Here is a 25687-nt window from a genome sequence, read left to right as displayed (position 1 = left end):
GAGAGTGGACGCCCCTATAAAAAACTCAATCTTTCGACGTAGCGCATAGAAAGAATACTGGTGAGTGGTTATGAAGAGATATAGAGGATTTTCACTGAACATTTACCTTTATATCCCTATAGATTTATATAATATAACTGAAATGTAAGATAGGTGTCAGGCGAGTACTGACATCAAATAGGCATCATTCCACAAGGCTATTTTTCACACACCAACCCCCCAAACCCCAACAAGAATGGTACCCCCCATTCAAACCCCAACAAACCCCAACTTCCAGAAAAACGAAAAAATCCCCACTCCTGGAATGATGCCACTCTTTTCTATATTGCCCGGGGAATTTTACACTGTCCATTGATCTTTTCCGATAGTCCACTGACTGTACTCTATAATCCAGTAACCATTTTCCCGGAGTCCAGTAACCTTTTTCGATAGTCCAGTGACTGTTCTCTATAATCCAGTAACCTGTTCCTGGAGTCCACGAACCTTTTCCCAGAAGTCAGTCTTCTTGTTCGGGTTTGTATAGGAACCCCGAGGTATTTCATAAGAATCAGTTGTGTTTTGTTGAGGCTCTTCTCTTCCAATTAGTTCCCGGTTTTCAGGTCAATACATTTATAATAAAAAACCTCCGAGTATTCTTCCATGATAGATCCTGTTAACAATTTCAAGATCCCTGAAGAATGGATTGCCCGTACCGGGCTGCCCAGGGAAGAGCTTGAAAAAAACGTGGCATCCGGGATGATCGTGGTCCTGAGTGACGGGTCCGTACTCAAGAGAGGATATACCACAGGAACCACAGCCAGTGCCGCTGCAAAAGCCGCTGTGCTTTCCCTTAAAAAAACAGTTGACAGCGTATCCGTTCCCACCCCGGTAGGACTGAGAGCCTACCTTGAAGTCAGCGAATCCTCTCCAGGGCGTGCAGTTGTAAAGAAGATCCTTAACGACCACGAATCCGATATTACCCGGGGGCTTGAATTTGTTGGCGAAGCCAGGGAAGCAGATGGGATCAGCATCTTCGGCGGAAAGGGCATAGGAGTTGTAAAAAGGGACGGGCTCCAGGTCTCGAAGGGCAACCCGGCCATCAACCCAAAACCCATGGAACAGATCAGGGCTGCAGTGCAGGAAGCTGTAGAGGAACTGGGTTTAAAGGGAGCTGAGGTCACGATTTCGATCCCTGAAGGGGAAAGGATAGGAAAAGAGACTCTGAACAGCAGGATAGGAGTCGAAGGCGGGATTTCTGTCCTCGGGAGCACAGGTTTTGTTGAGCCCTGGAACGACCATCTGGGAGAGATGAAAGGAGACCTTATCCGCTGCACGGATAGAGTGGTTCTGACTACGGGCCGAATAGGAATGCGTTATTCTCATATGCTCTTCCCTGAATACACCGTTGTTATGGTCGGGAGCAGGATTTCGGAAGGGCTTGATAACGCTTCAGGCGATGTCATAATCTGCGGGCTTCCGGGTCTTGTCCTGAAATGGGGAAACCCTGAGATGCTTGAGAACAGCGGATATGCAACCGTTGTTGAGATGCTTGAAAAGGCTCCGGAACACGAGCGCCTGAAAGAAGCCTTTGAAATGGCCGTCGAAAAAGGAAAGGGCGCAAGAATCGTTGTAATTGACAGGGACGGGTCTGTCCTGATGGACAGCAAGAGCGAGAAACAAAAGTGAGAATTAAACTCAAAAAACTTGAACCGGACAAAGGGGAAGAAAAACTATGATTGTGGTAGGAGTCGGGGTCGGACCCGGCATGCTCACGGAAGAAGGGATAAGGGCGATAACAAAGGCATCAGTGGTTTACGGTGCAAAAAGAGCCCTTGAGCTCGCACAGGAACATATTACCTGCGAAGCAAAAACGATTAAAGACTATAAGTCGCTCCATCTCCTGCCCGCAGATGCCGTTGTCCTATCAACAGGAGACCCCATGTTTTCCGGGCTCGGGAAATTTGCAGGGGAAAATGATACCGTAATTCCCGGAATTTCTTCAATGCAGGCAGCCTGTGCGCGTACAAAGGTAAACCTGACGAACCTCTGTGCAATAACAGCCCACGGCAGGGACTTTGAACCTGCAAAAGCCGAACTGATCCAGGAATTGAAGAACGGCAGAAACATTTTCCTGCTGCCGGAAGAGACATTCGGCTCCTGCGAGGTTGCAGAAATCCTTAAAGAACTTGGAATTAACGCTGAACTTTATACCTGCGAAAACCTCGGCTACCCCGAAGAAAGGATCGCAAAAGGCACTCCTGAAAATCCCCCAATTGCAGAAACAATTCTCTACGGGCTGCTTATCGTGCAGAAAAGATGAAAAACGGGGAAAGAGGGGGAAAGGGGGAAAACTTCCGGTTCAGCGCCCGGAAATTTCCGTATATTTGAGGTTCAGCCCATGAGAAAACTAAAGACAGCGTAAAAGATTAAATCCCCGAAAACGACTGCGGTTATAAAGCCTGCTGTAATTGAGAGCATAAAAGGCAGGCCCGGGGTAACCCAGACTTCCTTTTCAATAAGCCCTTTTTTTACGTATTCCCCAAGTTCGGGCTTCAGGTTCGCATCAAAGTCGAGCCCTGTCCGCGCAAACTTCCTGATGACGATTCCGTTTTCATCAAGCTCGAACTTTTCAAGCAAGGCCAGATGTTCCTTCCTTTTCAGAGAGGATACCTCAGTCCTGTACCCGATAAACATGTATAAGGGCTTTTTAAGCATTTCAGGCGAGAAATGCAGGGCGTTGTAGCAGAACATCCCGAGAGGCACAAGTGTCGTTACCAGGAGAGCATTTTCCAGTACCGTGAAGGCAAAGAGCCCTACAGGAGGCAACCCTAGCAAAGGATAAAGCTCTCCCGAGAACAGGAAAACCGGATAGAGCGGAAATATGATTGAAAGCACTATCAGTCCCTTTGCATCCCCGCCCCCGAAGGCCCCAAGCTGGAAAAGGATGTAAATCGAAACGAAAACAATAACTCCGGAAAAAATTAGAGATTTAAGGTAGGGAATCCCTCCAGTATAAACGTCATAGATTACAAATACCGAACCCGATGCAAGCATGTATTTCCACACCTTATTTGAGACTCTGCGTGCCTTCAGGTCAGTATAGCACGCGTAGAGCAAAAACGGCATGGTGAAGAGGATTTTCAGGATTTCGATCATACAAACCAATCAATTAAATTATTTCTATAGTTATTTACATTATTACTCCATTACTTCATTACTTTATCGCCTGATTGAAACCCTCGAAATATACAAAAAAACTGAAACCCCCTGGCCAAAAAGATGAAAATGTACTTACATAACAGGTCCGGTCAAGCCCAAAATCAGCTCGCAAGCGATAAGCTTATACATAAGAAGTTCTATTTTATGGTTGCTTAACTCTTATTAATTTTCAATTTCATCTGTGGGCTCGTGGTCTAGCCGGTTATGACGTCGCCTTCACACGGCGGAGGTCCTGAGTTCGAATCTCAGCGGGCCCACATTCTGTTTCTTCTTTCTTTTCTGATTTTGAGGTTTTATAGACTTCCTTTTCTAATGCTTCGATTCTTGCTTCAAGTTTGGACAGGTCGGACAGAAATACGCACTATAAGGAAATAAGTCGAATTTTTAGTACAGTACATGAAGCAGAACCTTTCACTAATATCTTAGAAAAAATAAAAGCACCGATCGTATATAAAAAAGGGTAGAGTTTGGATTTTGGATCTAAACTCTAGTTCTCATTCCATCGGTGTTATTCCTAAATCTCTACATTTCTTTACCGATATTGCCAATGATATACCGTTCTCAAAGTTTCCGTTTTCTACCTGTTCATTATACTCGTCTAGTCCGTATGTATATGCATCATAAAAATCGGAATTCCCTACCATTGTGGTTTCTAATGCACCTTCGATGTTACCCTCACCATCTTCCCACGCGAGAAACGCATGCCCTGGAATGATTACAATATCTGAATCTATTCCAATGTTTTCAAGTGCAGATGCAAAAAGAACTGTCCCATCGATACAATTTGCAGATGCGAGATTTATTGCATCCTTAGGAAGTTTGACTCTTTGAGATGACTCCATACCACTTGTATAACTTATAGGTGAGCTAATGTAAGTAATAGAGTATTCATTTTGCAGTGCATCATAAATTGCGTTAATCTGTGCATATCTTTCATCTGATGTTCTTGCATATCCCATAGTTCCTTGAGGGTTATATTCAGCTGCTATTCTGACTAATTCATCGATTTCTCTTGTATGTGGAGTCACCCATGCAACAATGTACGGACTCAGATCAACAAGCTCTCCGTCGTAATATGTGCTCCAAACCATAGTGTCTTTCGAGTAAAGTTCTATGGGCATTGTCTGTTCATCCCATACTTTTTCGACATTATCCTCAACGTATGTAACTTTGAAATGTAAATTCGCAGTTTTTGTTTCAGTCAAAGTATCTAAAACACCGGGTTTAAATAAAGGTGTTTGAGAGATCTCTACCGTTTCACCTGGCGAGATTTGTTTTGTGTTTATAGCATCGTCAGTGTAGCCAGTTATTTCGGAAGAAACTGTAACATATAAATAATCTTCACCATTGTTTGTGATTTCGTAAGATAGTAAGTAATCACCTAATTTAGGATATAGGCTATAAACAGAACTTGGGATATTTTCACTATATGTTGTGAGTAAATTATCTGGTTGTTGTTCTTCTATATCTTCTTCTGTTTGCTGTTCTTCTACATATCCTTCTGTTTGCTGTTCTTCTACATATCCTTCTTTTTGCTGTTCTTCTACATATCCTTCTGTTACCTTTTCTCCTACACATCCAATTGCAAGGAAACTAACTAGAAGAATTAAAACTAACTCAAAAACTAGCTTTTTGTTTCTCATATTGTTTCTCCTTCACAGAACATTGCAACTCTGTGAATATATATCAAAAGTAGTATATAGTAATAATCTAAATTCTAAAATATATATAAAGTGGTATTGTATATCTTCCAATTAGTTACATGATTTTCTGATAAGGCTGACTCTTGCAGGTCGGACAAAAGTTCGCATTCTTCCCCACAATATATCTATGGGATTTCGTCAAACCACGCACTTAAGATAGAAGGCAGGAGAGTGTAGAAGTAATTTTATTCGAAAATCAGAAGGAATGGAGAAAAGGAGAAGATAATAGGAGAAGTCAAGGAGGACTTGAGAAAAAGAAAAAGAGAGATTGTGGAGAAATGGGATATCTACGATGTTCTTATTCTGGCATTTTTGCATCATAAACAATTTTGCCGGCAAAGATTATGTAAACAACCTTGCAGTCAATGATTGAATCAGGGTCGATTTCAAAAAGGTTCTGATCCAGGACAACCATGTTGGCAGCTTTACCTTTCTCAATGCTGCCGAATTCATTCTCTTTTCTCATTGAATAGGCTCCGCCCAGCGTCATAACGCGAATGGCATCTTCTAAACTAATCGTGTCGTCCAAAGGCTTGTCGGTATTTTTTTCAGAGGGGGTTTTCGCGTCACCAAAACTTGAAGCATCCTCAACGGATTGGCGTCTTTTACGCCTGTTGGCCAATCGCTTCCGATGGCAACGGGGGCACCACTATCTATTGTTTCCTTGATTCTGGCGAAATACTTCATGCTCTCAGCGCCAAGGGCTGCTTCCGCCCCACTTACCAGAGTGCCACGGTAAGAACGATCTCCTGTAGGATTAAAGGGAGTTAGAATAGTATAGATATTCCAGATACATGGAGGCGCGTTCCTATCCTGGATTATCTTCTTCGTTTGTACCGGCCCACAACTGGCAGATATGGGCTCTTTTTCTAAATCGGAGGGCAAATAGCCTTCACACGGCGGAGGTCCTGAGTTCGAATCTCAGCGGGCCCACTTTTCTTCGGATTTTTCGGATAGGCTCTAAAATGAGAGTAATACTTTGTAAAACTATTTTACTGATTTAAGTTAGGGTTGTTTAAGATTGGAATGAAATGAAATTCCGAAAAGCCAATCTTCATTAAATAAAGCAGAATACCAGGAGTGAGAAGCCTTTTACCCTCAATTCGCACGTGAATGAGAGATTGAAGATGTGAGGGCATAAAAAGTAAATAGATATCCCTGCACATAATATCTACATAAAGGGGTGACAAAATGTTCTGCTACCAGTGTGAAGAAACAATGAACGGGGAAGGCTGCACAAATAACGGCATGTGCGGTAAGAAAGGGGAAGTCGCAGACCTTCAGGACGATCTCATCTATGTGCTTAAGAGCATTGCATTCTACAACCAGAAAGCAAGAAAGGCAAAAATTTCTGAAAAGAGCACTGATGAATTTATGCTCGATGCACTGTTCTCAACCATAACGAATACCGATTTCAGAGCGAGCGGAATTCAGGACCGCATTGACAGAGGATTCAAGGTTCAGAATAAGATCAAGCAGAAACTTCTGGATAACAATTTGCTTGATGAGAACGATCTGCCCGAGATCGCAACTTTGACCCCGGAAAACCTCAAGGACAGGAACACCGGTGTACTTGCAACAGAGAACGAGGATATCCGATCATTGAGGGCACTGTTGATTTATGGGATCAAAGGAATTGCAGCATATGGACATCATGCTATAATGCTTGGAAATTCCAATAAGAAAGTCAATTCGTTTATAGAGGAAGGCCTTCTGGCAACCACGGATGACGGCCTAACTGATAAGGACCTCATCTCATTGGTACTAAGATGTGGGGAACATGGTTTTGATGTAATGGCAGCCCTTGACGTGGCAAATACCACTACATTTGGAAATCCGGAACCTACACAAGTCAATATTGGAACAAGAGGCAATCCCGGTATTCTCGTAAGCGGTCATGATCTAAAGGACCTGAAACAACTATTGGATCAGACTGAGGGAACCGGTGTAGATGTTTATACTCACGGTGAGATGCTGCCTGCAAATGCATATCCTGAATTTAAAAAGTACGAACATCTGGTAGGAAACTACGGAGGATCATGGTGGCAACAGAGGCAGGAATTCGAGAGCTTCAACGGACCAATATTACTTACAAGCAACTGTATAATCCCTCCAAAAGAGACCTACATTGACAGGTTATACACTACAGGGTCCGCAGGTTATGACGGTGCCACACACATCTTGGCTGAAGATGGTAAGAAAGACTTCTCGGCCCTCATCGAGCAGGCAAAGACCTGTGAACCTCCGGTACAATTAGAAGAAGGGACTGTCATGACCGGTTTTGCTTACAACTACGTACTGTCTAATGCAGACAAGATCGTTGATGCCATCAAAGCAGGCAAGATAAAGAAGTTCATTGTCATGGCAGGTTGTGACGGACGCCACAAGGACAGGCAGTACTACACAGATTTCGCAGAGGCGTTGCCCAAAGATACTGTCATACTTACCGCCGGATGTGCGAAATATCGCTACAATAAGCTTAACCTTGGGAACATTGATGGGATTCCAAAGGTACTGGATGCAGGACAGTGTAATGATTCTTTTTCACTGATCATCATTGCACAGGGACTTATGTCCAGGCTTGGATTTATAGACGTTAACGAAGCCCCGATCTCGTACAATATCGCATGGTACGAACAAAAGGCAGTCCTTGTGTTGCTTACCCTCCTGAGGCTTGGAATACAGGATATTACCCTTGGCCCGACACTTCCAGCCTTTGTCTCACCGAATGTCCTCAATGTACTGGTGGAGAAGTTCAATATAACACCGAACAGCTCCATAGAAGAAGACATGGAGAGACTTTTAAAATAAACGAGTGTGCAACAAAAATAGGTGACACCAAAATTGAATTAAATGGGTTGGAACTTAATTATTTTTTTGACATACATGCACGATATCAGTAGCGTTAGCCAGATTTTCATGAATATTTATAAATTCCGGTTAGATAGCTTAAACCTGCAATTATCAACAGGACGTCCAGAATTCCGGGAATGTAATCCGACTCAGGAATATTAGACGCTCTTGAACTAGCCCGGATCTCCATTGCCTCAAGTTTCATTCTTTACCATATTCGCCAATTTCAAGAGTACCCAGATAAGTCTTCGATTCAGCATACCTGAATGCTTTCAGTTCTTCTTTTTCGAATATGGCACGCTTCTCAAGAGCTTCTATGCATGGCCATTCCTCGACCCCGATAAAATCCCACTCTCCATTGGACCAGCGGCAGTCAATCGTCATCAGGAGTTTCATCCCGAGCTCGTCCATTTGCTTGCGGTCCTTAATCATGAACTCCTGCTTTTCCTCATCAGATAGATTATAATATTCTTCCTTGATTTTGGCAAAATACAGTCTGATAATAGGTTTTTTATCATCCATCTTATTAATTCCCCCACCTGCTTTAAGCAGCATGAATGCTCATAAAAAAATGGCACTAATTACATATAAGTTAACGAACTCATTTTCAAAATCATAAGAAATCATAAGACACATTCACACAGCGGAGGTCAGGAGTTCGAATCGCAGCGGGCCCACTCTCTGTTTCTTCATTATTTTCTGATTTAGAGGTTTTATAGACTTCCTTTTCTAATGCTTCGATTCTTGCTTCGAGGTCGGATTTTGCTTCCGGTTGTGAAACTTTAAGTTCGAAGTTAAGCTCTTCTTCAAGGGCAATTACATAGACAAGCATGCCTTTTCTCTTAAACTTGAAGAATACTCAGTAAAGGCTGAAGATAAATGAAGAAACTGATCAAAGTTATTAATTAAAACATTAAAAATAATTTTTGAAAAAGATACTCATTAGATGTTGTAGCGAAGACCAAAAATAATACACAAATGAGCCTTCATCATTTATTTTCCCGGCTTTTATACTTATCTGACTAATATGATATCACCAATATCTCAGAAATACTGTTTAACTAATATTAGTTTAATGAGATAACTATTTATAGAAAGTATTTGTACTTAAGATCAAAGTACAATCAAAAAGAACTTTACAGTGGGGAAAAACAGTAGGGGAAATATATGAAACAGAATGAGGCATATTTCAGGCAGTTTGACAGCGCAATATGTTATGATGGTACTGTAATTCGCGGGGGAAACAGCATTGAAGTTCGGATAATGAGAGGTCTGAGCTCGCTTGGATTTTTCCTGTACATGTTTCTAGCATCATTGCCAATAGCTTACGTGCTGATAAAAATATCCACAATGATCTTTGGAAAAATAATGTAAATTATATGTTTCCAAGTAAAAAGGTATGACTCTTGAGACTACACTGGAGATTGGATTGCACAGCTCATTGATTCCAAATCACTTTTATCTGATCTCCAACTTAACATTCTTTTATGGCTTTTTTATCGAGCAGCCATTCATTGAATTTGTCCTTATGCTCAGCCCGGATATTGTTAAGAACATTATCGTTTTGTTCATTAACATTTGTTGGTTTGATTCCTTATTAGTGAACTACTCCTCCCTGTCGGCTTGAAAGCCGCTGAGGAAGGAGTCCTCCCGCCTTATTGAGAAAGAGAAAGATCTATCGAATTTGGCTCGTCAAACGTGGTGCTTGCGTCGCTTATGCCCCAGCCTTCATACGGCGGAGGTCCTGAGTTCGAATCTCAGCGGGCCCACTTAATTTTTCAACCTTTTTCTGATTTAGAGGTTTTATAGACTTCCTTTTCTAATGCTTCAACTCTTGCTTCGAGGTCAGATTTTACTTCTGGTTGTATAACCTTGAACAGGATTCAAGAGTTCATATTTCATTTACACTCCTAAAATTTAAATTCGAGATTTAGAGCTACGTAAGGGTGGTGAGCTCAAATACTTATAGACGAATAGTGCATTAATATTTTGAGTAAGTTGAGCCGGGACAAAAAAATTATTGTTGATATGGCACTTCAAATCAAATAATGAATTCGCTTTGTTTAGTAACTAATTTTGAAACTTGTCTTTTGACTTTGATGATAAAAAGACAGTAAAAATAAAAAATATGAGAGAGTACATATATAGTAAAGATTAGTGATAAGTATGAATACTAAAATTCTTTTTATTTCTTTCCTTTTATTTATCTGTTTTTTTTCAGCCAATTGCTCTGGTGCAATTATCAATGTAGGCCCAGGAACTTCCTTTAGCCCTGCAGGCTCAGACGACCAGAATATTATTAACGCTGCCATACAATCAGCGAATTCAGGTGACACTGTACAGCTTGCATCGACCACGTTTCACATAAGTTCACCCATAATCATGAAATCAGGGGTAACCCTTAATGGAAATGGGATTGGTGCGACTGTTATCTATTGTGACAATCCGAGCTCTAATTTTGCAACTCAAAATATAATTAACTGTAATGGTATTTCTGATATTGTAATTTCAAATTTCTTAATTGATGGTGGTTGGGAATCATTAAGCATAATGCATGCGGCAAGCAACAAGTATAGGGAATATGAAAAAGGAGTTTATTTGTCTGGCTGTTCAAATGTAGTTATTCACGACTTAAAAATGCAATACAGTATGGGTGACTTTATTTTCTGTAAAAAAAATACCAGCAATGTTCAGGTTTATAATACAGTGTGTAAACCCGGTCATGACAGTTTTGATGCGTGGTCTGCCGGGGATGGAATTTCAATATTTAATAATTTCTGGGGCACTTTTATAAATTCTTGCATTAAAATTCATAATACGAAAAACGTTCAAATTTACAGGAATACTTTCTACACTGAGACCGGTTCTGGTAATGCTGGGGTAGAAGTAATGGGAGGTGAAGTAACAGGCCTGAATATTTATGATAATATATTTTCAACACTTCAATTAAATACAATATATCACGACTCAGCTGATGGTGCCTGTTCAGGCAGAGGTACTGTTTCAAATAATATATTCTATAACAGCCCTGGATATGATGGAATTAGTGGTATGGATATTGCATCAACAGGCAATATTGTAACCAGCTCCTATTCAAGCTCCAGGGGTACAAAAGATAATGGGTATGTTGCAGACAATGGTACAAGAAATTTACCTGTTTACAATGGTTCTGTAGTACCTTCTGTTACTTTTCCAGCTAAAGGCAGTACAATTTCAACTGTCAACGGAGATGTAAGTATAAGCTGGACATATTTGAATGCAACAAGTTATTTTATCAATGTATATAACAGTACATCACAATTCGATTCATCTCATTTAATATATAGTCTTAACACTTCACAAACATCTGCAAATGTACCAATAAGCTACACGGGATCGTTTGCTATAAAAATCGGTGCACATGATGACGTTCATAATTCATGGGTATACAACAGTCCTGTAAGTTTGTTCACAGTAAGTGGCAAAAAATCAGCTACAGTCTATCCCGGTGCATATGGATATTTAACAGATTCAACTACAGGCCAACCTGTTCAGAGTGCTGTAATAAAATTGTCAAATAATACGTGGAATTGTACTCAAATTACTGATGTTGACGGGCTTTACCAGTTCACTGTGAACAGTGGAAAAGGCACGTACTGTTTAACTGCTTCAGCAACAGGCTATCTCAACAATCCTGAATTACCAGTAAATATGACAGGTACAAACACAGAAATGAATATAAAAATGGTTAAAGCACCTGATTATTTAGAACCACACTATGTGAAGTTATATGTTTGTACTGCTTCAAATGAGAAAGTCCCCGGATGTGAAGTTCAGATTTACGCACCAAATAATGACTTAGGTAATGAAAAACCGAATTTTTGTGCCTGGACAAATAATGACGGTAGAGCAAATTTCCATTTGACTCAAGGTGTCACATATAAAATTGTAACAATTACTTTAGATGGACAAAAGTACACCAGCACATTAATACCTGATCTGGATCAATATACTATTACAATACCACCTTCAGGTGACACCTCTACAATACCTGCAATGCAGACTGTGATCAGTACAAATTGTACATATAAACAGATAAACAATACAGCAGCTTATATTAATGCAAGCTATTATGATTCTTCGTCACAGTCCAGCAACCTGACTTTTTTACTGGGTACTATGAGTGATGGAAAAACGTTTGTACCCTCTGGAATCTCAGGTACTAATGACAATGTAAGTAACCCTATAGGAGTGGTAACTGACTCTTTTATAGTCACTAACTATTCTGGAAAAACGTACACGGTGAAAATTACTGCGCAATCTCAAACTTATGGTGCTGTATGTAAAACTGTTAATGTATCATTTCCAGACAGTAATGTACCGAATGTAGGGTCTACTTATATGGGTTCTTTCTGTGTTTTAATCTTAATTCTTGCAGGAATCATATTGTCAAAAACTCGTAAGGCACATTAATCATATGGGCCTTATTCTGGATTTTTCATTTTATGGACCAGTATGCTGGTGATTCGATCCCTAATTTAATGAGAAAGAAATGTCTACCACATTTGGTTCGTCAATAACGGTGCATACGTCACAGATTCCAGCCTTCACACGGCGGAGGTCCTGAATTCGAATCTCAGCGGGCATACTTTTCGTTTTACAAATCTCACTACAATTTCCATCCTCGTTTTGCAAAATTGAGCGCCGCGAAATATCTCGAACCGCGCTTCGGAAGCGAAACCGGGTTCTGAATTTCAACGGGCTCGTAATGCTTATTTTGCAATTTAAGGAGAACAGCAACCCATCGCTGCTTACATTATTTATTTTGCTCAAGATATCGAGATTTAGCTTCCTGGAGTATATCGACTGCGGTTTCTAAATCTTTCCAACCAATAACCTTTACTCGTTTATCTTCTAAATTCTTATAAGTTTCAAAGAAGTGTGTAATTTCCTTTAATAAATGAGGAGGGACCTGGTCAATTGCTTCGATATGATTCCATAAAGGATCATTTTTTGGGACACAGAGTATTTTTTGATCTCTTCCTTTGTCGTCTTCCATGTCAAATAATGCAACAAGATGCACTTCTATTAAACAGCCTGGAAATGTAGGTTCCCATGTTAAAACCATAGCATCTAAAGGGTCACCATCAAGAGCTAGAGTATCGGGGAAAAAACCATAATCAGAAGGGTATACCATTGAAGAAAAAAGCATTCTGTCGTATTTAATCACTTTCTTTTCTTTATCGTACTCGTATTTGTTTCGGCTTCCTTTTGGAATCTCGATAAGCACACTTTCAACTTGACGTTCAGTCAGACCAACACTTCCTAATTATTAATTAACTGCTTTGTAATGATTGCAACTATAATGTGTTCTGACAGGTTATTAATATAAAACATTGAGGGGAAAAAATAGAACTGCCTGCAAACAAAAGTCATTTGCCTGATTTGAGCTATTTTGATTTTCACAAATCGACACAAAACTGAAAGTTTGTAAATTCATCCCTTTGTGCAGTCACATATTTCCCCTCCTCTTTTTAAAGTACCTCCCCCTCAGACCCGGATAAATGTCACGTAGACAAATCCGGCGGTCATCAGCAGGAAAAACAGCAGCCCTGCCAAGCTCAATAACTTGAGATACGGCCCCGGACGTTCTTCGACCGGTACGTTGCTACCGTTTATCACCCGATAGTTGATGTAGGCAAGAATCGGCGAGGTGACAAAGCTGACAATAGCGGCAAAGCTCAACAGTTGCAGCAGGTTCTGGACGAAGTACAGCACGATTACACAGGCTGCAACCACCGACAACACAATACAGAGCTGGAAGATCTGCTTGAAGCGCCTGGAAAAGCTGTCGCTGAGCAACGTACAGCTCGCCGCCAACGAGCGCGGATAACCATCGATGCAGGTCAGGGTGGTGCTGAACATGGTAGAAAAGGCGGCGGTCAAAATAAGGGGCTTTGACCATTCACCAATATTGGCCGAGTAGAGACTGACCAGCTGCTGGCTGAAGCCGGTGCCTCCACTGACAAGCTCCTGGCCTGAACCATACATAATCAGTTTGCCGAGCGCCACAAAAGCCACAGCCATAACCACAGCCATGATATATCCCAGATAAAAATCAATGGAAGCTTCCCGGGTCGTAGCGAAGTGACCGGTTTCTTCTTCACGGCTGAACATCCACAGACTTGACCAGGCCGAAAGATCCACCGGCATCGGCATCCAGCCAAGCAGCATCACCAAAAATGGAAAGGTCTGCCATGTCCAGGCGCTGGGGCCGACAAAGTCCGGAGGCGCAACCGGACCGTGGGCAAATGCCAGGCTCAGAGCTACTAACGTACTCAGGCTTAGCAGAGCAACCACGACCTTAGAAAGTTTATCGAGCAGTTTATACTGTCCCAGCAGAATAACCGCAGCACATATCCCCAGAATGCCAACCGTGAAAGCGGGAATCCTGCTGCCATCAAACCCGTAACCAGCAAACAGCGCGCCGCTGAGCATGGCTACCCCAGCTATATTGATGATTCCGGTCAGGATATTAATGGCCAGAAAAATATAGACATAGGCTACTCCCTGCCGCTTATACCCTGCCAGGAGACTTTCACCGGTGGCGGCTGTATAGCGCTGGCCATATAGAAAAAACGGGAACTTTAGTAAATTAGCTAGCAGAATCAACCCGAGCAAGCTCCAGCCGTATTGTGCCCCTGCCTGTGTTGACCAGACCAGGTGCGACCCTCCAATAGCAGCACAAGCTACCAAAATGCCTGGCCCAATCGCCTTGAACAGATTGGAGCGGCTGCCAGGACACTCAGCATCTGCCAGCATGGCTGCCTCGGTTGTCGGTTTTGCTTCGTTCATAAATGTGATTTCGTTCATGTTTGCTTCTCTGAGTAGGTTTCATGTATCAATTTCAAGTTACTGTCCAACATATTTAAAAATATAAATATATTACTGTTTTTGACTGTGGCACAGGCCATCTATTGTGGAGGATATTTCCGCACAATAGGAGAAAGAAAATAAAAGTGTTACTTCAAACGAGAAGCTTAAAACAATCCACGATTTTTATGAATTCCCACAGGAATTCATTGGTCATCGGTTAAGGGATTATCTTGCCTGAGGGCTAACTTCAAGTTGCACATAAGATACTGGCCGTAACAATGGGTTCGTATTTATTATCCGGATAGAATCAAAAAAGAATTTACAGGATACGACGGAGAAGATATCATATCCTGGGATTTCGGTACTCAAGATTCAGCGTTTCTTAAAATTCCCTTTTCTGTTGAAACTCTGCGGTTTTCCAGAAGAGGGCTGACTGGTTTTCGGTTCTCCCGACACTTTGAAGTTTTCCAAGAGAACATCGACTGTTTTCTGGGCAAGACTATTAACGTTCTGTACCGAAGTACTTACCTGCTGCATGGCAGCTGTCTGTTCCTCGATTGCAGCAGAGGTTTGTTCACTGCTCGCGGCATTCTCTTCAGCAGTAGATGCAGTCTCACTGATACTTTTCTCGATATTTTCAATTTTATCCAGGCCTTCTTCTGACAGCCTATCCAGTTCGATGAGCATAGAGTTGATAGTGGCAACTGCAGTGGCAATTTCCTGGCTCTTATTCAAAGCCTGTTTAATGTTCTTACTTCCTGTTTTAGCCTGACCGTCCGCAGTGTTAATCGCTTCCGTCACTTTCCTGGTCTCTTTCTGGACGTTTGTAACAATCCCATTTATCTCATCAGTGCTCTTCCTTGAGTCGGCAGCAAGTTTTCGGACCTCATCGGCAACAACGGCAAATCCTCGACCGTATTCACCGGCTCTTGCAGCTTCAATAGCTGCATTCAAAGCAAGGAGATTGGTCTGGTCAGCAATCGATTTGATTTTCCCTGTAACAGCACCGATATTATTGACAGCGTCATCCAGAGAATGAACGATGGTTCCAAGATTGGAGATTTCTGCAACAAGCTGCTCCACTTCTTCCAGAGCCATATTACTGAGACCCTGGGCTTCGTCACTGGTTTTACCTGCCTGGGAAGCATAGCTGGAAGATTTAGTGGAAGATTCGCTGAGCTTTTTGAAAATTATTTCAGAAGCTTTTATATCCGAAGCTGCTGTGCCTGCATGCCTCGAAAGGTTCTCTGAACCAGTTGCGATCTGTTCGGAGGCCGTTGAAATTTGTTGCATACCCATATTCATCTGGCCGACAGCTTCTTCGGACTGCCGGGCTTCTTCCAGAGTTGTGAGCATGTCATTCAATATAGTTTCAATAACAGATTTCAGATTAATGACAAGCTTATTGAATTCGTCAAAGGTGTCACCAAAGTCGTCGTCCTTTAGCTTCTCCAGATGAGCATCAAGGTCCCCCTCACTAACTCCTCTGATACCCTCCCCAAGATCTTTCAGACAAATGTTGGTGTAATCTAAAAGGTCCTTAACCTCTTTTTCTCTGTCTTTCATCTCGGTCAGATCAGTTATGACGGTGAGACTACCAACGATAACACCAGTCTCATCTTTTATCGGCACAGCTGAGAGCACTGTAAACAGGGGTTTGTCTAAAGCCTTAAATTTAAAAGTTATTTCTCGATTATAAACGCCTTCTCCGGTTTCCATTACTTTCTCAGCAAGCGTTTTTTTGGACTTAGTATCTAATAATTCGTAAGGAGATTTCCCGACAGCTTCGTCCGCAGTTCTAAACTTACAGACTTCCAAAAAATAATCATTAATGTACTTTATTTTTCCAGAAGTGTCGATATAAAATGCAAGTGATGGTGCTGGAATGCTGCTAACAATTACCCTTTGAGAGTCTTCCCTCCGTTTTATTTGAGGGGTTACGTCCAGAAACACACCGTCAATATAAACCACGTTTCCGTGGTCATCGTTCACCAGGTTAGCCTGTTCCTGAATGAATACTTTATCTCCATCGGATTTTTTGATCCGGTATTCAACCTGATAAGGAGTTTTGTTTCTCATCGCTTTCTCTATAGCCTTATCGATTACAGGAATATCCTCTGGAAAAATAATATTTGCCCAGGATAATCTTTGAGAAATAAAATCAATTGTAGAATAACCGGTGAGTTGTTCCACATTTTTACTTATGTAACGTATAGGCCACGAAGATTCATTAGAGACTCTGAAAACAGTTACTGGAAGGTCATCTATTAGCCAGCTTATCTCTTTTGCTGCGTGACCGGCATTCTCAACAAAATTTTTATTGGAGTCTACATGCCCCATATGATTTAAATCGGTGTCTACTAAGGCCATAACCAATCGATCCCCTAATTATATATATATTAACTAGAAGTATAAATAGAGGAAGTATTTAAGTGTGTAGGGAAGTATAAAAACTTTTAACCCCACAGTATAGGAACCATACAGCGTAAATATTTATAAGAAGACGCCGTATTTTAAGTATGTTTAAAATTGATACCGAAACACAGGTATTAGGAATCTGTACACTTATACTCATTATGTATATTGTATACAGATTGATTCCAATTTTATCGGCTAACAATTAAGGTACAGTTTTTATTACAGAGCCGTTTGTTTTCTTGATTAGTCCATATATTTTATGAGTAGTATTTACGATCTCCAAATAGTTATGAAACTCATAATCAATATTTGAAAACCGCCTTCATACGTAGAGGCTATAAGTTTGAACCTTGAAGGCTCGCTCCACTATTTCTCAGAGATCACCTTACCAGAAATCACTTTACCAGAAATCACTTTACCAGAAGTCACTTTACCAGAAGTCACTTTACCAGAAGTCACTTTACCAGAAATCCCCTGTCTTGAAAAATCCCCCTCTAGTTCTAAACTCCCTTTCAGAACCCGGTTCTATAAAACCGACTCGTAATTCCCATTTTTATATTACGTTGACGAAATAGTAGTTTATGCCATCAGAAAGCAAGGATGCCGACCCCTTCAAAGAACTCAGGTGGAGTGACCTGCAGGACTGGGCAGGAGGAAAGGCGACTGCAAAAGGGATGAAGTACCAGGACGAAGAAAGGGTAAAGGAGATTAAGCGAACCCCGGAAGACAGCCTCATAGCCCGGGTACAGGGGACGAAAACATATTTCACAGAGGTTTCTCTGGAAAACGGGGAACTTAGTTCCACCTGCACCTGTCCGGTTGAACATGACTGCAAACACGGGGTTGCTACTGTACTTGAATACCTTGAACTCGTAGAGCAGGGAGAAGAAGTTCTCGTTGCTGCCGAAGGGGACCCACTCATTCTTATGGCCAGACAGGGACCTGCCCTGAAAGACGGGGAGACCCGGGATTCACATCAGGTTTTCCGGACAGAGTTGAAGGAGTCCCTGGAGCAGATGGAAAAAGAGGAACTTATTGACCTTCTGATGAATTTATCAGACAGGGATTCCCTGCTTTCCAGGCACCTGCGGGACATGCTGAACCTTGCATCGGGGGATACGGAGGGGACGGTAGGGGACATATACACCGAACTGGAAGAGCTCTGAGAAGAAGCCAGAAGCTATGACTTAAGGAAATCTTCCCCGGAGACTGCCTATGAACTCTTCCGGATCCTCCTCGAAATCAAGGAAAAAGAAGAGAACTGGCTCTTTGTAGCAGCTTTACATGCAGAAGAGTTTTTCAGATACCCTTCGCTGCAATTTTACACAGACCTGCGAGAATCAGCAAAAAAAGCTGGGGTATGGGAAGAAGTCCTGGAAGCTGTCCATGAGCACCTGGAAAACGGAAACCTTCCCGCAGACAGGGCCAGCCCCGGCGAAGACCCCTCAAGCCTGCCCGGGATCCTTCCAAATACAGGGCTGATGAATAGGGATTCGTTCTCAAAAATTGATGCACCTGCCTTTGAACTTTTGATAGACATCGCCATCGAAGAAGAGAATCCAGATGAAGTGGCCAGATGGTACAAAAAGCTAAAAATTAGGGAAAAAAGGGAGAAGACCGGTATTTTACCCGAAGAGAGAAAATTGCCCGCACCGTACAGGAGAAATATCCGGAAATTGCGATAGAGATATGGAAAACGATTGCAGAGGAACTCATTTCCAGGACAAAAGTAGACGCATACGAATCTGCCTCTATCTATCTCCGGATGGTCAGAAATGCTATGGAAGCCGGGGGACAAAAAGCCGGGTGGGAGTCTTATCTCAGCGAAATCCGGGAAAAGAACAGGCTCAAAAGAAAGCTGCTTGAAATCCTTGATATGCTGGGAAAAGACAGAATCATAGACATATGAGCAGCTTATGGGAAGATGCTCTTCTCAGCCAGAGGAAAGCTAATTCAGGAAAGAATGTCGGTTTCATCAGGGAAATTACATACAAAAGCTTGCCCCTGTATTTGGCATTTAAATTCACAAATTTTTTTTGGAATAAATGACAGGAAGGGAAGCATCAGCTTCTCCTCCTCACAACCAGGAATGCACAGGCAAGCAGCATCACTACAAATCTAAAATCCAGGCCTGCCGCATTCCCCTCGCCGGATACAGGCTGTCCACCGATTCCGGCTGAAGCACCGGTCCCGGTTGAAGCATCGGTGAGGTTTTCCTTAGGAACCAGTTCCAGAGTGCTTTTCTGTACTCCGGACCCCTCCTGTGTAACACCTGTTATGGAAAAATGTGAGAAAACAGGGGTCTCAGCCTCGAAATAAACATATTCATCGTCTTCATTGACCTTCTTTGGAAAGAGTAAGTACCATACATAACCATTATACCTCCTCAGTTCGATAGAGGATTCTAAAATATCATTTTCCTCCAACCAGGATTTCTCTACCTTAAACCCGATGACGGGGTTGCCGACATTTTCCGGAGTTGCTACACCCCCGTTTCCAACCCATATGTTAAAGTATTTGTAGATTTCTCCTTCAGGTTCGGCAGGAATCAGGACGGACCTCCCCTTCAGTTCTTCAATAATGGTTGTGGTTTTTCCGAAACTTTTTTTGGCATCGAATTCCACATAAACTACAGGAGTGACTTCCCGACTGAACTCGAATCTGATACGGTTTCCATTTGTCACGAACTGCTGGGCAAGTTCCTTGATCTCTACATTACTCTGGAGCTCAGGAGATCCACCGCCACCACCGCTACTCCCACTACTTACACTACTTCCACCATTTCCACTACTTTCACCGCTACTTCCGCTACTGCCTGTTGAAGGTGATGTTCTTGTGACGTTTATGGAAGTTTTGTTTGTGGCTCCTCGTTCATCGGTGACATTTGCATATATTGCGTTTATGCCCGGGGAGAGAAGCACTGTTTTTGTGAATGTGCCATTGAAACCTTCAAGGGAGAGGTCTGCATCAACCCCGTTTACGGTAACCGAGAATAATAATCCTGTGCTGTTTACGGTTCCAAAAACCGTTACTGAATCAGATGTCGTTGAATATCCTTCTACCGGGGAGATTATGTTGATTGCCGGAGCCTGGAAGTAATTGATGGTTATGAGAACAGTGTCCTGCACGCCATAATTTCCGGCAGTATCGTTGTATATTATGGTGTAGTTAAAATCTCCAGTCCCGAGATCGGTATTCACCGGAACTGAGAGATTTGTGCCATTTGCCCACTGCACAGGGGGTAATACCTGTTCCCCGTCACATAATACCCAATAGTATCCCGGATACGAGTCAAAAAGCCTCCAGCCAGTGAAGTACGCGGTGCTGTTTGCTGAAAATTCCATGTCCTCCGGAGTATTTGAAAGAGGGGATTTTGTATCCACGAAGAATGACCAGCTGTGGGAAATATCGTTTTCCGCGGCATCCAGGGCATTTAAACAAACCGTGACCGCCCCGTCCCCGTATGGTATGGTAGGGGTATGTTCGACCCTATAACCGTTATTTATTTCTGTATTTTTTAGTGAAGCAGGTTCCCCATTAACCGTCATGCAAATGGATGAAGAGTCTATATCGATCAAATCTGTTATATTGGCAGCTATAGTCGTTGTGTTGTTGGGGGTAAATGAGCCGCTTAAGGGACACTCTCCGGAAACCTCCGGGGCAACGAGATTAAAGTATTCCGAATCTATTCCGTGGTTTACATAAAATGCCTTAAAGATAGCATTGATATGAGGCGTACCATCGTTCAGGTCGGCGTTGTCATCATCGACTATCAGTATATCTTCAAGGTATTCCCGGAAGTCCTGAGGTTCAAGTTTCATGCCCCTGAGGACCAGCTCGTCAGCAAGCTCAGCGCCCAGAATCTCCCGAAGGTCCCACATGGCGCCCGAAATGATCTGGCTGTCATAATGAACTTCACCAACTATATCGTCAGGGTACCGATAGGTATTGTTTAGGTTTCTCAAACCATTGCCAGTGCTAACATAGAATCCCTCCCCCACTATGGGATTATTGTTTACCGTGCATGCAAAATAGTCTGCCCAGCCTTCATCAAGGGCTCCGGATTCACCCTCATAAGGCAGATATGTGGTATAGACGTGATCAACAACGCTATGTATATACTCGTGGTAGACAACATCACTGAGGACAGCTGTAGATTCATACGCGCCTCCTGCTGCAAATAAATAGATGTTTGTCCCATCCGAAAATGCATTCCCGCTTTTCGACCCGTACTCTACGGTGGCAATTGCCTGATAGTCCATGGAGTGTATGTTAAAGGGGCTTCCCTTTGTGAAAAAGTCATGGATGACATTAACATGGTAGAATACATTGGACTCCTCCCTTTTATAAGACGTATCCACATCAGCCCAGTTCCAGTCGTATGTGGGCGAGGTCAGGTTAAATTCCACAAAGGCATCTGTTTCATCCTCATTGATAACCTTCACATAAGGCCCGCTGAGCTCTGAATACAGGTTAATGTCCTCTTCCATACCTGTGATGTTATAGGAGCCGTTCCCGTCAGTTGTTGTTACAGGATTAAGAAATATCTTATTTAGACTGAACTTATAAAGATCCCAGTTTTCATCACCGTTTTCCAGATTATCTGTGAATGCAACCCCGTTTTCACTGGAGACTGTGATGTTGTCTGCGTAGAAACCGTCCCCTAGAACAGCTTCATCAGTGTCGTAAAAAAACCCTATCCAGACCTGCTTCCCATCATAGGCTGATATGTCTATGGACTCGTCGGCCCAGGAATCCTGGCTTCCGGTAAAGTTTCCTATGGAATAAAATAAATTCCCGTCTTCCGAAATAATCGCATATGCATAATCATAATCTAATTCGATATCGTATCTTGTGCTGAAATTGAACCTGGAATTGACTGCGCCGGTCAGGTTAATAGGATTGAAAGTTACTGCATACCCTGTGCCATTGTTAAATCTACCAGAATAAAGGGCGTTATTTGATTCATTTGCTTCGTTGAACGTAAACACCCTCTGGTTCCGGAAAGGAACATTAATAGGAGTGTCAGCAGGGCATTCGGGGTACACTGTACCGGTCACATTTCCGTTAACAGTGAGGGAAATCATCCTGTCATACCTGTACAGGATCTGCCCGTCATTTGCATCCACGAAATAAACCCAGGCGCTCAGGGGATCCCTGAGAGGAGCCAGTTCGATTTTGTAGGCAAGATGATATTCATAGCTACCTTCATTTCCCACAGGATAGATCACAAGGGAAACCTGCTCCGCTTTGGCAGCTTTATTCTCAGAGGCAGTTCCGGATTCCGGCCCGGAGAGTTCTTCCAGCGAGACCGAACTCAATGGTGCAGCAGGAAGTATAATATCAATACCAAGGTCGCTGCCTGCGGCAGAAAGAGCCTGGAGTTCATCTATTGAAGCTTTCGTAGGGACCTTTATATCAGGGAAGTAGCTGGAATCCACGGCTACGAGCTTCCCGTCGTTTACAGTGACCCCAATCCTTGAGGAATACACAGGGATCCCCCTGTACAACTGCCGGTAGACAATGTTGCTTATACCACTGCCGTTTCCATCCAGCGAACAGTCATGGTCCTCTTTTATAAGCTCCAGTTCTACGGAATCCAGGCCGAAGATCTGGCTGTTATCAGCAAGGAATTTCCTGACTTCAGGCTCTGCCTTCTCGGAAACTCCTGTAAGTTCTATACTGCTTCCTACAATTCTTCTCGGCAGGTTTGAGTCCCGATCTATCGAAACGTTCCAGTCAGGTCCGTATTTTGCTGCGAATAGGGTTTCTTTGTTCACAGGACATTGTCCGATGTTTACCTGCTCGTTAGAAATGGTCACATTACCCGAATGGAATTCATCCGAGCCTGCGATTCCGGTTGTGGGTAATAAGAAGATAGATAATAAGAAGATAGATAATAAGAAGATACATATTCTCGTTTTTATACTAACACCTTCTTCAGGTCCTGAATAATTGGATTTCTTCAAGGATCGACTCGCCGGTACTGTTCAGGTGTATCTCCCATTGCATCCCATATCCGACAGTTGCGATCCATATGACTTCCCCGTTTGATTCGGACTTTTCAATATTACGGATGTCTTTTTTGGAGATGTTGTAAGACCTGGGCTCACCGGCTATGTCATAGTATACGATCTGGTGTCCCACCAGTGTTTTCTCTATATTTTCATCTATGCTGGGTTCGGAACTGTTTTGATCACCCGGAGGAGTATCAGACACATTTTGAGAGGGCTCATCTTCAATGCAGCCAATTGCAAAGGTAGTAAAAACTATAATCAGAAAAATAAGGAAATAAATCGATGAATGGCGAATTATCCCCCTAGCCAGGCCCCTACGGCTTTGATCTTTTATGGTTATGTCCATGTAATGCACCAGGATCGTTATATTTAATTTTGTGAGAGAGTTTAAGACTTTTTCAGTAGAAGATATACTCTTTTATTTTATAAAGATATATTAAAATTTAACAATATGTTTAATACATACACTTCAGTAAAATGGATAGAATACGGACACTGAGCAAAAGAAGAAAATACCCATATTGAGGCAGCTTTCAGTTTGAAAGCTTAACTTTGATGTTAAAGATAGTTTCATCTTTAAGAACAATTTAAAGGAAATTTTTTATAATAATTTTTAAGATGTATAGTTTAATTAGATTTGACAGTGCAGGGATAAAATAAAAACAATTAGATGTATACAAAAAATTTATCCCCAATATCTCAAAATGAGACAAAAAACTGGAGAGAACTTTCCTAAAAGGATTGCCGAAAAAGGGACAAATTTGCAGCTCAGGCAAGGAAGCTCCATCACCAGGTAAAAATGATAAGGAGAAGCTGGCACAGAAATATATAAATAAAGAGGAATATAAAAGAAGAACCAACTTATCCTTAAACAAAGCAAAGGAGTAAAAATTCATGCCGGCAAAAATCAACAAAGAGGAATGTACAGGCTGCGGGACCTGTGTGGAAGAGTGCCCTGTAGAAGCAATCATTATTGACGAAAATGAAGGCTATGCAGTTGTAGACGAAGATGAATGTGTGGACTGCGGAGCCTGTGAAGAAGCCTGCCCCATAGGAGCTATAAAGACCGACTAATCCCCGGAATTCACATTTTAAGGTTCGCTCTGGGAACGAAAACCACAGTATTCGAACCCGTGGGAAAAAGTGAGGTGGCTGACAGGAACAGCTTTTAGCGCTTAAGAGCAGCTTCCCACTCAGATTCCCTAATTTTAAAAAATCTTCGGTTCATCCCGCTTGAAGAGGGCAGGACTTTAGTCTCATAGCCCATTTTTCTCAGGAAAGGTTCATATTCCCCTGATTTTTTGCCGTTGAAACAGACAAGCTTCAGCTCCGGAGCTATTTCCTTTAATATTGAAAACTGGTTTATCTCTTCGTCTTTGATTTTAGAGTCCTGGCTTCCGTCCCGGCTTCCGGCCTTAAACACATCCCAGAGCCCGATTCGGTTGCGTTTCAGAGTCTCAAGCCTCGTATTATAATCCATATCCTGAAGGTTTTCTCCGATTGCGCGGCCGACCAGCCTCCAGAAATCATTTCCCGGATTTCCATAGTACTGCTGCTTTCGGAGGGACTCGTCACCTGGAAGGGAGCCCAGAATAAGGATTTCAGTCTTTTCGTCAAGGATTGCCGGGAAACCTCGCTTCATCATGATAAAGAAAGTTAGGCTTTGAGGCTACTTTAATTTTTAGAATCGAAAAAAAGTAAATTTGTATAATCTGTTCAAACCTGTGTAATCTGCTCAGACATTTCCCTGTAATAGTTGAAAAGTTCCTTCCCCCATTCAAGAGCGCTTTTTTCAAAGCTCACCATTTCATGGTTATAGTACCTTCCGTCCTTTGAGATCATAGATATCGAGATAAAGCGGTCCGTAACAAGGCTGGAAGCAAGTTCGATTTTATTGTCACAGACAAAAATCTGCGTATTTTCCATTTTCAGGAACTCTCCGGCCTCCTGTCTGTGATCGGAAACCAGTTTCCTGTATATGGGTTTTTCCAGAACCAGAGAAACTTCTACTCCTTTATTCGCAAGGTCCAGATAGAGACCCGGATACCCCGGGCGGAAAAACGAAGAGACTTCCATGACCGTTTTTGATCTGTAAAGGGGGTCCATGATTTCAGGAGGGTAATCAAAGATATGAGTTCTCTCAGGCACAAGCTCCATACACTTGCCAAGCTCCCCGATCCGGTCAAGCAGGTGAGAAGGAAGGGTGCTAAGGTTCTGCCTTGCCCAGTAATCATGGTTTTCATCAAAAACCCGGAATGTGGAGAGGAGGGGTTCCATTTTGGGAACTATAAGCTTCCCTTTTACAGAGAGTTCGTAACTGCCGTCTTTCTGCACCAGCAACCCGTCTTTGATCAGGATACGGATCTGAGCCATAATAGGGCTAGAACTGACTTCAAGCTCAGTCTTGATCTCTTCAATCGTTTTTGGCCCGTTCTTCAGGAATAGAAGCAAATTTTTTCTTTTGTCCGAAAAGAAAATAGTATCTATTAACTGCAGTTCCATACTCATTCGATTCAGCCTCCCCTAGGAAAGGAATTTGAGATTAAATAAGGTCTTAATTAAGATTATTTGGAGTTATTTCGGATTGAACAGGAATTTTTCAGCTATCCGGGATAATTTCCAACAAATCGAATAATTTCAATA

General features: G+C 42.3%; 22 protein-coding genes and 1 tRNA gene. 10 read left to right on the top strand and 13 right to left on the bottom strand.

Annotation, left to right across the window (positions count from 1 at the left end):
- The first annotated feature begins 639 nt into the window (after window positions 1-639).
- Window positions 640-1665, top strand: coding sequence for a cobalt-precorrin-5B (C(1))-methyltransferase (locus tag EO93_RS12850; RefSeq protein WP_048162852.1), 1026 nt, complete (start codon window positions 640-642; stop codon window positions 1663-1665).
- A 46-nt stretch (window positions 1666-1711) separates the two neighbouring features.
- The gene (locus EO93_RS12845; RefSeq protein WP_048162851.1) at window positions 1712-2299 is read left to right on the top strand and encodes a cobalt-precorrin-7 (C(5))-methyltransferase; all 588 of its coding nucleotides are present in this window, start codon (window positions 1712-1714) and stop codon (window positions 2297-2299) included.
- A 71-nt stretch (window positions 2300-2370) separates the two neighbouring features.
- On the opposite strand, the gene EO93_RS12840 is transcribed toward EO93_RS12845, so the two are convergent.
- Window positions 2371-3135, bottom strand: coding sequence for an A24 family peptidase C-terminal domain-containing protein (locus EO93_RS12840; protein WP_048162850.1), 765 nt, complete (start codon window positions 3133-3135; stop codon window positions 2371-2373).
- Between the two features lie 246 nt (window positions 3136-3381).
- On the opposite strand from EO93_RS12840, the gene EO93_RS12835 reads away from it, so the two are divergent.
- Window positions 3382-3455, top strand: a tRNA-Val gene (locus EO93_RS12835).
- 237 nt (window positions 3456-3692) lie between these two features.
- On the opposite strand, the gene EO93_RS17590 is transcribed toward EO93_RS12835, so the two are convergent.
- On the bottom strand, window positions 3693-4841 hold the full coding sequence (locus EO93_RS17590; RefSeq protein ID WP_052735459.1) for a hypothetical protein: 1149 nt from the start codon (window positions 4839-4841) through the stop codon (window positions 3693-3695).
- 358 nt (window positions 4842-5199) lie between these two features.
- Window positions 5200-5430, bottom strand: coding sequence for an amidohydrolase family protein (locus EO93_RS16980; protein ID WP_162198706.1), 231 nt, complete (start codon window positions 5428-5430; stop codon window positions 5200-5202).
- A 662-nt stretch (window positions 5431-6092) separates the two neighbouring features.
- Between EO93_RS16980 and hcp the strand changes: the two genes are divergently transcribed.
- A complete protein-coding gene (hcp, locus tag EO93_RS12810; RefSeq protein WP_048162845.1) occupies window positions 6093-7712 on the top strand; it encodes a hydroxylamine reductase in 1620 nt (539 codons plus the stop codon).
- Window positions 7713-7818: 106 nt separating this feature from the next.
- On the opposite strand, the gene EO93_RS17585 is transcribed toward hcp, so the two are convergent.
- From EO93_RS17585 to EO93_RS12800, 3 genes are all read right to left on the bottom strand, one after another.
- Complete coding sequence (locus tag EO93_RS17585; RefSeq protein WP_156161318.1) at window positions 7819-7959, bottom strand: hypothetical protein; 141 nt, start codon at window positions 7957-7959, stop codon at window positions 7819-7821.
- On the bottom strand, window positions 7956-8276 hold the full coding sequence (locus EO93_RS12805) for a hypothetical protein (protein WP_048162843.1): 321 nt from the start codon (window positions 8274-8276) through the stop codon (window positions 7956-7958). Before EO93_RS12805 ends, EO93_RS17585 begins: the two co-directional genes overlap by 4 nt.
- 91 nt (window positions 8277-8367) lie before the next feature.
- Window positions 8368-8586, bottom strand: a complete 219-nt coding sequence (locus EO93_RS12800; RefSeq protein ID WP_048162841.1) for a hypothetical protein — start codon at window positions 8584-8586, stop codon at window positions 8368-8370.
- 335 nt (window positions 8587-8921) lie between these two features.
- On the opposite strand from EO93_RS12800, the gene EO93_RS12795 reads away from it, so the two are divergent.
- Together EO93_RS12795 and EO93_RS12790 are read left to right on the top strand one after the other, a co-directional pair.
- Window positions 8922-9128: a hypothetical protein gene (locus tag EO93_RS12795; RefSeq protein ID WP_048132733.1), complete on the top strand. Its 207-nt coding sequence runs from the start codon at window positions 8922-8924 to the stop codon at window positions 9126-9128.
- 792 nt (window positions 9129-9920) lie between these two features.
- Entirely contained in the window at window positions 9921-12206 is a 2286-nt protein-coding gene (locus tag EO93_RS12790) for a right-handed parallel beta-helix repeat-containing protein (RefSeq protein WP_156161317.1), read from the top strand.
- 343 nt (window positions 12207-12549) lie between these two features.
- Here the strand turns inward: EO93_RS12790 and EO93_RS12785 are convergent, their stop codons facing one another.
- From EO93_RS12785 to EO93_RS12775, 3 genes are all read right to left on the bottom strand, one after another.
- Complete coding sequence (locus EO93_RS12785; protein WP_048132730.1) at window positions 12550-13047, bottom strand: inorganic diphosphatase; 498 nt, start codon at window positions 13045-13047, stop codon at window positions 12550-12552.
- A 236-nt stretch (window positions 13048-13283) separates the two neighbouring features.
- Window positions 13284-14606, bottom strand: a complete 1323-nt coding sequence (locus tag EO93_RS12780) for an NRAMP family divalent metal transporter (protein WP_052735458.1) — start codon at window positions 14604-14606, stop codon at window positions 13284-13286.
- Window positions 14607-14981: 375 nt separating this feature from the next.
- On the bottom strand, window positions 14982-16979 hold the full coding sequence (locus tag EO93_RS12775) for a methyl-accepting chemotaxis protein (RefSeq protein ID WP_048162836.1): 1998 nt from the start codon (window positions 16977-16979) through the stop codon (window positions 14982-14984).
- Between the two features lie 629 nt (window positions 16980-17608).
- Here EO93_RS12775 and EO93_RS18255 point away from each other — a divergent pair.
- The 3 genes from EO93_RS18255 to EO93_RS18245 all read left to right on the top strand — a co-directional run bounded on the left by EO93_RS18255 (window position 17609) and on the right by EO93_RS18245 (window position 18936).
- Window positions 17609-18193, top strand: coding sequence for an SWIM zinc finger domain-containing protein (locus EO93_RS18255; RefSeq protein WP_048162835.1), 585 nt, complete (start codon window positions 17609-17611; stop codon window positions 18191-18193).
- Window positions 18194-18508: 315 nt separating this feature from the next.
- The gene (locus EO93_RS18250; protein WP_048162833.1) at window positions 18509-18712 is read left to right on the top strand and encodes a hypothetical protein; all 204 of its coding nucleotides are present in this window, start codon (window positions 18509-18511) and stop codon (window positions 18710-18712) included.
- Between the two features lie 80 nt (window positions 18713-18792).
- On the top strand, window positions 18793-18936 hold the full coding sequence (locus tag EO93_RS18245; RefSeq protein WP_235284258.1) for a hypothetical protein: 144 nt from the start codon (window positions 18793-18795) through the stop codon (window positions 18934-18936).
- A gap of 154 nt (window positions 18937-19090) precedes the next feature.
- Here EO93_RS18245 and EO93_RS16590 read toward each other — a convergent pair whose 3' ends face one another.
- On the bottom strand, window positions 19091-22996 hold the full coding sequence (locus EO93_RS16590) for a PGF-pre-PGF domain-containing protein (RefSeq protein ID WP_156161316.1): 3906 nt from the start codon (window positions 22994-22996) through the stop codon (window positions 19091-19093).
- Complete coding sequence (locus EO93_RS12750; RefSeq protein ID WP_048162831.1) at window positions 22968-23390, bottom strand: hypothetical protein; 423 nt, start codon at window positions 23388-23390, stop codon at window positions 22968-22970. The genes EO93_RS16590 and EO93_RS12750 overlap by 29 nt, the downstream gene beginning before the upstream one ends.
- A 548-nt stretch (window positions 23391-23938) precedes the next feature.
- Between EO93_RS12750 and EO93_RS12745 the strand changes: the two genes are divergently transcribed.
- Window positions 23939-24118 (top strand): 4Fe-4S binding protein, encoded by a 180-nt coding sequence (locus EO93_RS12745; RefSeq protein WP_048132723.1) that lies wholly within the window; start codon window positions 23939-23941, stop codon window positions 24116-24118.
- 94 nt (window positions 24119-24212) lie between these two features.
- Here the strand turns inward: EO93_RS12745 and EO93_RS12740 are convergent, their stop codons facing one another.
- A complete protein-coding gene (locus EO93_RS12740) occupies window positions 24213-24689 on the bottom strand; it encodes a DNA-deoxyinosine glycosylase (protein ID WP_048132721.1) in 477 nt (158 codons plus the stop codon).
- 71 nt (window positions 24690-24760) lie between these two features.
- Complete coding sequence (locus tag EO93_RS12735) at window positions 24761-25552, bottom strand: winged helix-turn-helix domain-containing protein (RefSeq protein WP_048132719.1); 792 nt, start codon at window positions 25550-25552, stop codon at window positions 24761-24763.
- Window positions 25553-25687 lie beyond the last annotated feature (135 nt).

It is taken from the genome of Methanosarcina sp. 1.H.A.2.2, assembly GCF_000979975.1.
Lineage (GTDB): Archaea > Halobacteriota > Methanosarcinia > Methanosarcinales > Methanosarcinaceae > Methanosarcina.
This window is presented reverse-complemented; position numbering and strand designations above follow the sequence as displayed.

Coding starts and splice junctions, on each gene's coding strand:
- EO93_RS12740 (WP_048132721.1), bottom strand. CDS start 24,689: ATGATGAAGCGAGGTTTCCCGGCAATCCTTGACGAAAAGACTGAAATC.
- EO93_RS12840 (WP_048162850.1), bottom strand. CDS start 3,135: ATGATCGAAATCCTGAAAATCCTCTTCACCATGCCGTTTTTGCTCTAC.
- EO93_RS12845 (WP_048162851.1), top strand. CDS start 1,712: ATGATTGTGGTAGGAGTCGGGGTCGGACCCGGCATGCTCACGGAAGAA.
- EO93_RS12790 (WP_156161317.1), top strand. CDS start 9,921: ATGAATACTAAAATTCTTTTTATTTCTTTCCTTTTATTTATCTGTTTT.
- EO93_RS17590 (WP_052735459.1), bottom strand. CDS start 4,841: ATGAGAAACAAAAAGCTAGTTTTTGAGTTAGTTTTAATTCTTCTAGTT.
- EO93_RS18255 (WP_048162835.1), top strand. CDS start 17,609: ATGCCATCAGAAAGCAAGGATGCCGACCCCTTCAAAGAACTCAGGTGG.
- hcp (WP_048162845.1), top strand. CDS start 6,093: ATGTTCTGCTACCAGTGTGAAGAAACAATGAACGGGGAAGGCTGCACA.
- EO93_RS12795 (WP_048132733.1), top strand. CDS start 8,922: ATGAAACAGAATGAGGCATATTTCAGGCAGTTTGACAGCGCAATATGT.
- EO93_RS12750 (WP_048162831.1), bottom strand. CDS start 23,390: ATGGACATAACCATAAAAGATCAAAGCCGTAGGGGCCTGGCTAGGGGG.
- EO93_RS12775 (WP_048162836.1), bottom strand. CDS start 16,979: ATGGCCTTAGTAGACACCGATTTAAATCATATGGGGCATGTAGACTCC.
- EO93_RS18250 (WP_048162833.1), top strand. CDS start 18,509: ATGAATAGGGATTCGTTCTCAAAAATTGATGCACCTGCCTTTGAACTT.
- EO93_RS12780 (WP_052735458.1), bottom strand. CDS start 14,606: ATGAACGAAATCACATTTATGAACGAAGCAAAACCGACAACCGAGGCA.
- EO93_RS12735 (WP_048132719.1), bottom strand. CDS start 25,552: ATGAGTATGGAACTGCAGTTAATAGATACTATTTTCTTTTCGGACAAA.
- EO93_RS18245 (WP_235284258.1), top strand. CDS start 18,793: ATGGTCAGAAATGCTATGGAAGCCGGGGGACAAAAAGCCGGGTGGGAG.
- EO93_RS12800 (WP_048162841.1), bottom strand. CDS start 8,586: ATGCTTGTCTATGTAATTGCCCTTGAAGAAGAGCTTAACTTCGAACTT.
- EO93_RS12850 (WP_048162852.1), top strand. CDS start 640: ATGATAGATCCTGTTAACAATTTCAAGATCCCTGAAGAATGGATTGCC.
- EO93_RS12745 (WP_048132723.1), top strand. CDS start 23,939: ATGCCGGCAAAAATCAACAAAGAGGAATGTACAGGCTGCGGGACCTGT.
- EO93_RS17585 (WP_156161318.1), bottom strand. CDS start 7,959: ATGAAACTTGAGGCAATGGAGATCCGGGCTAGTTCAAGAGCGTCTAAT.
- EO93_RS12805 (WP_048162843.1), bottom strand. CDS start 8,276: ATGGATGATAAAAAACCTATTATCAGACTGTATTTTGCCAAAATCAAG.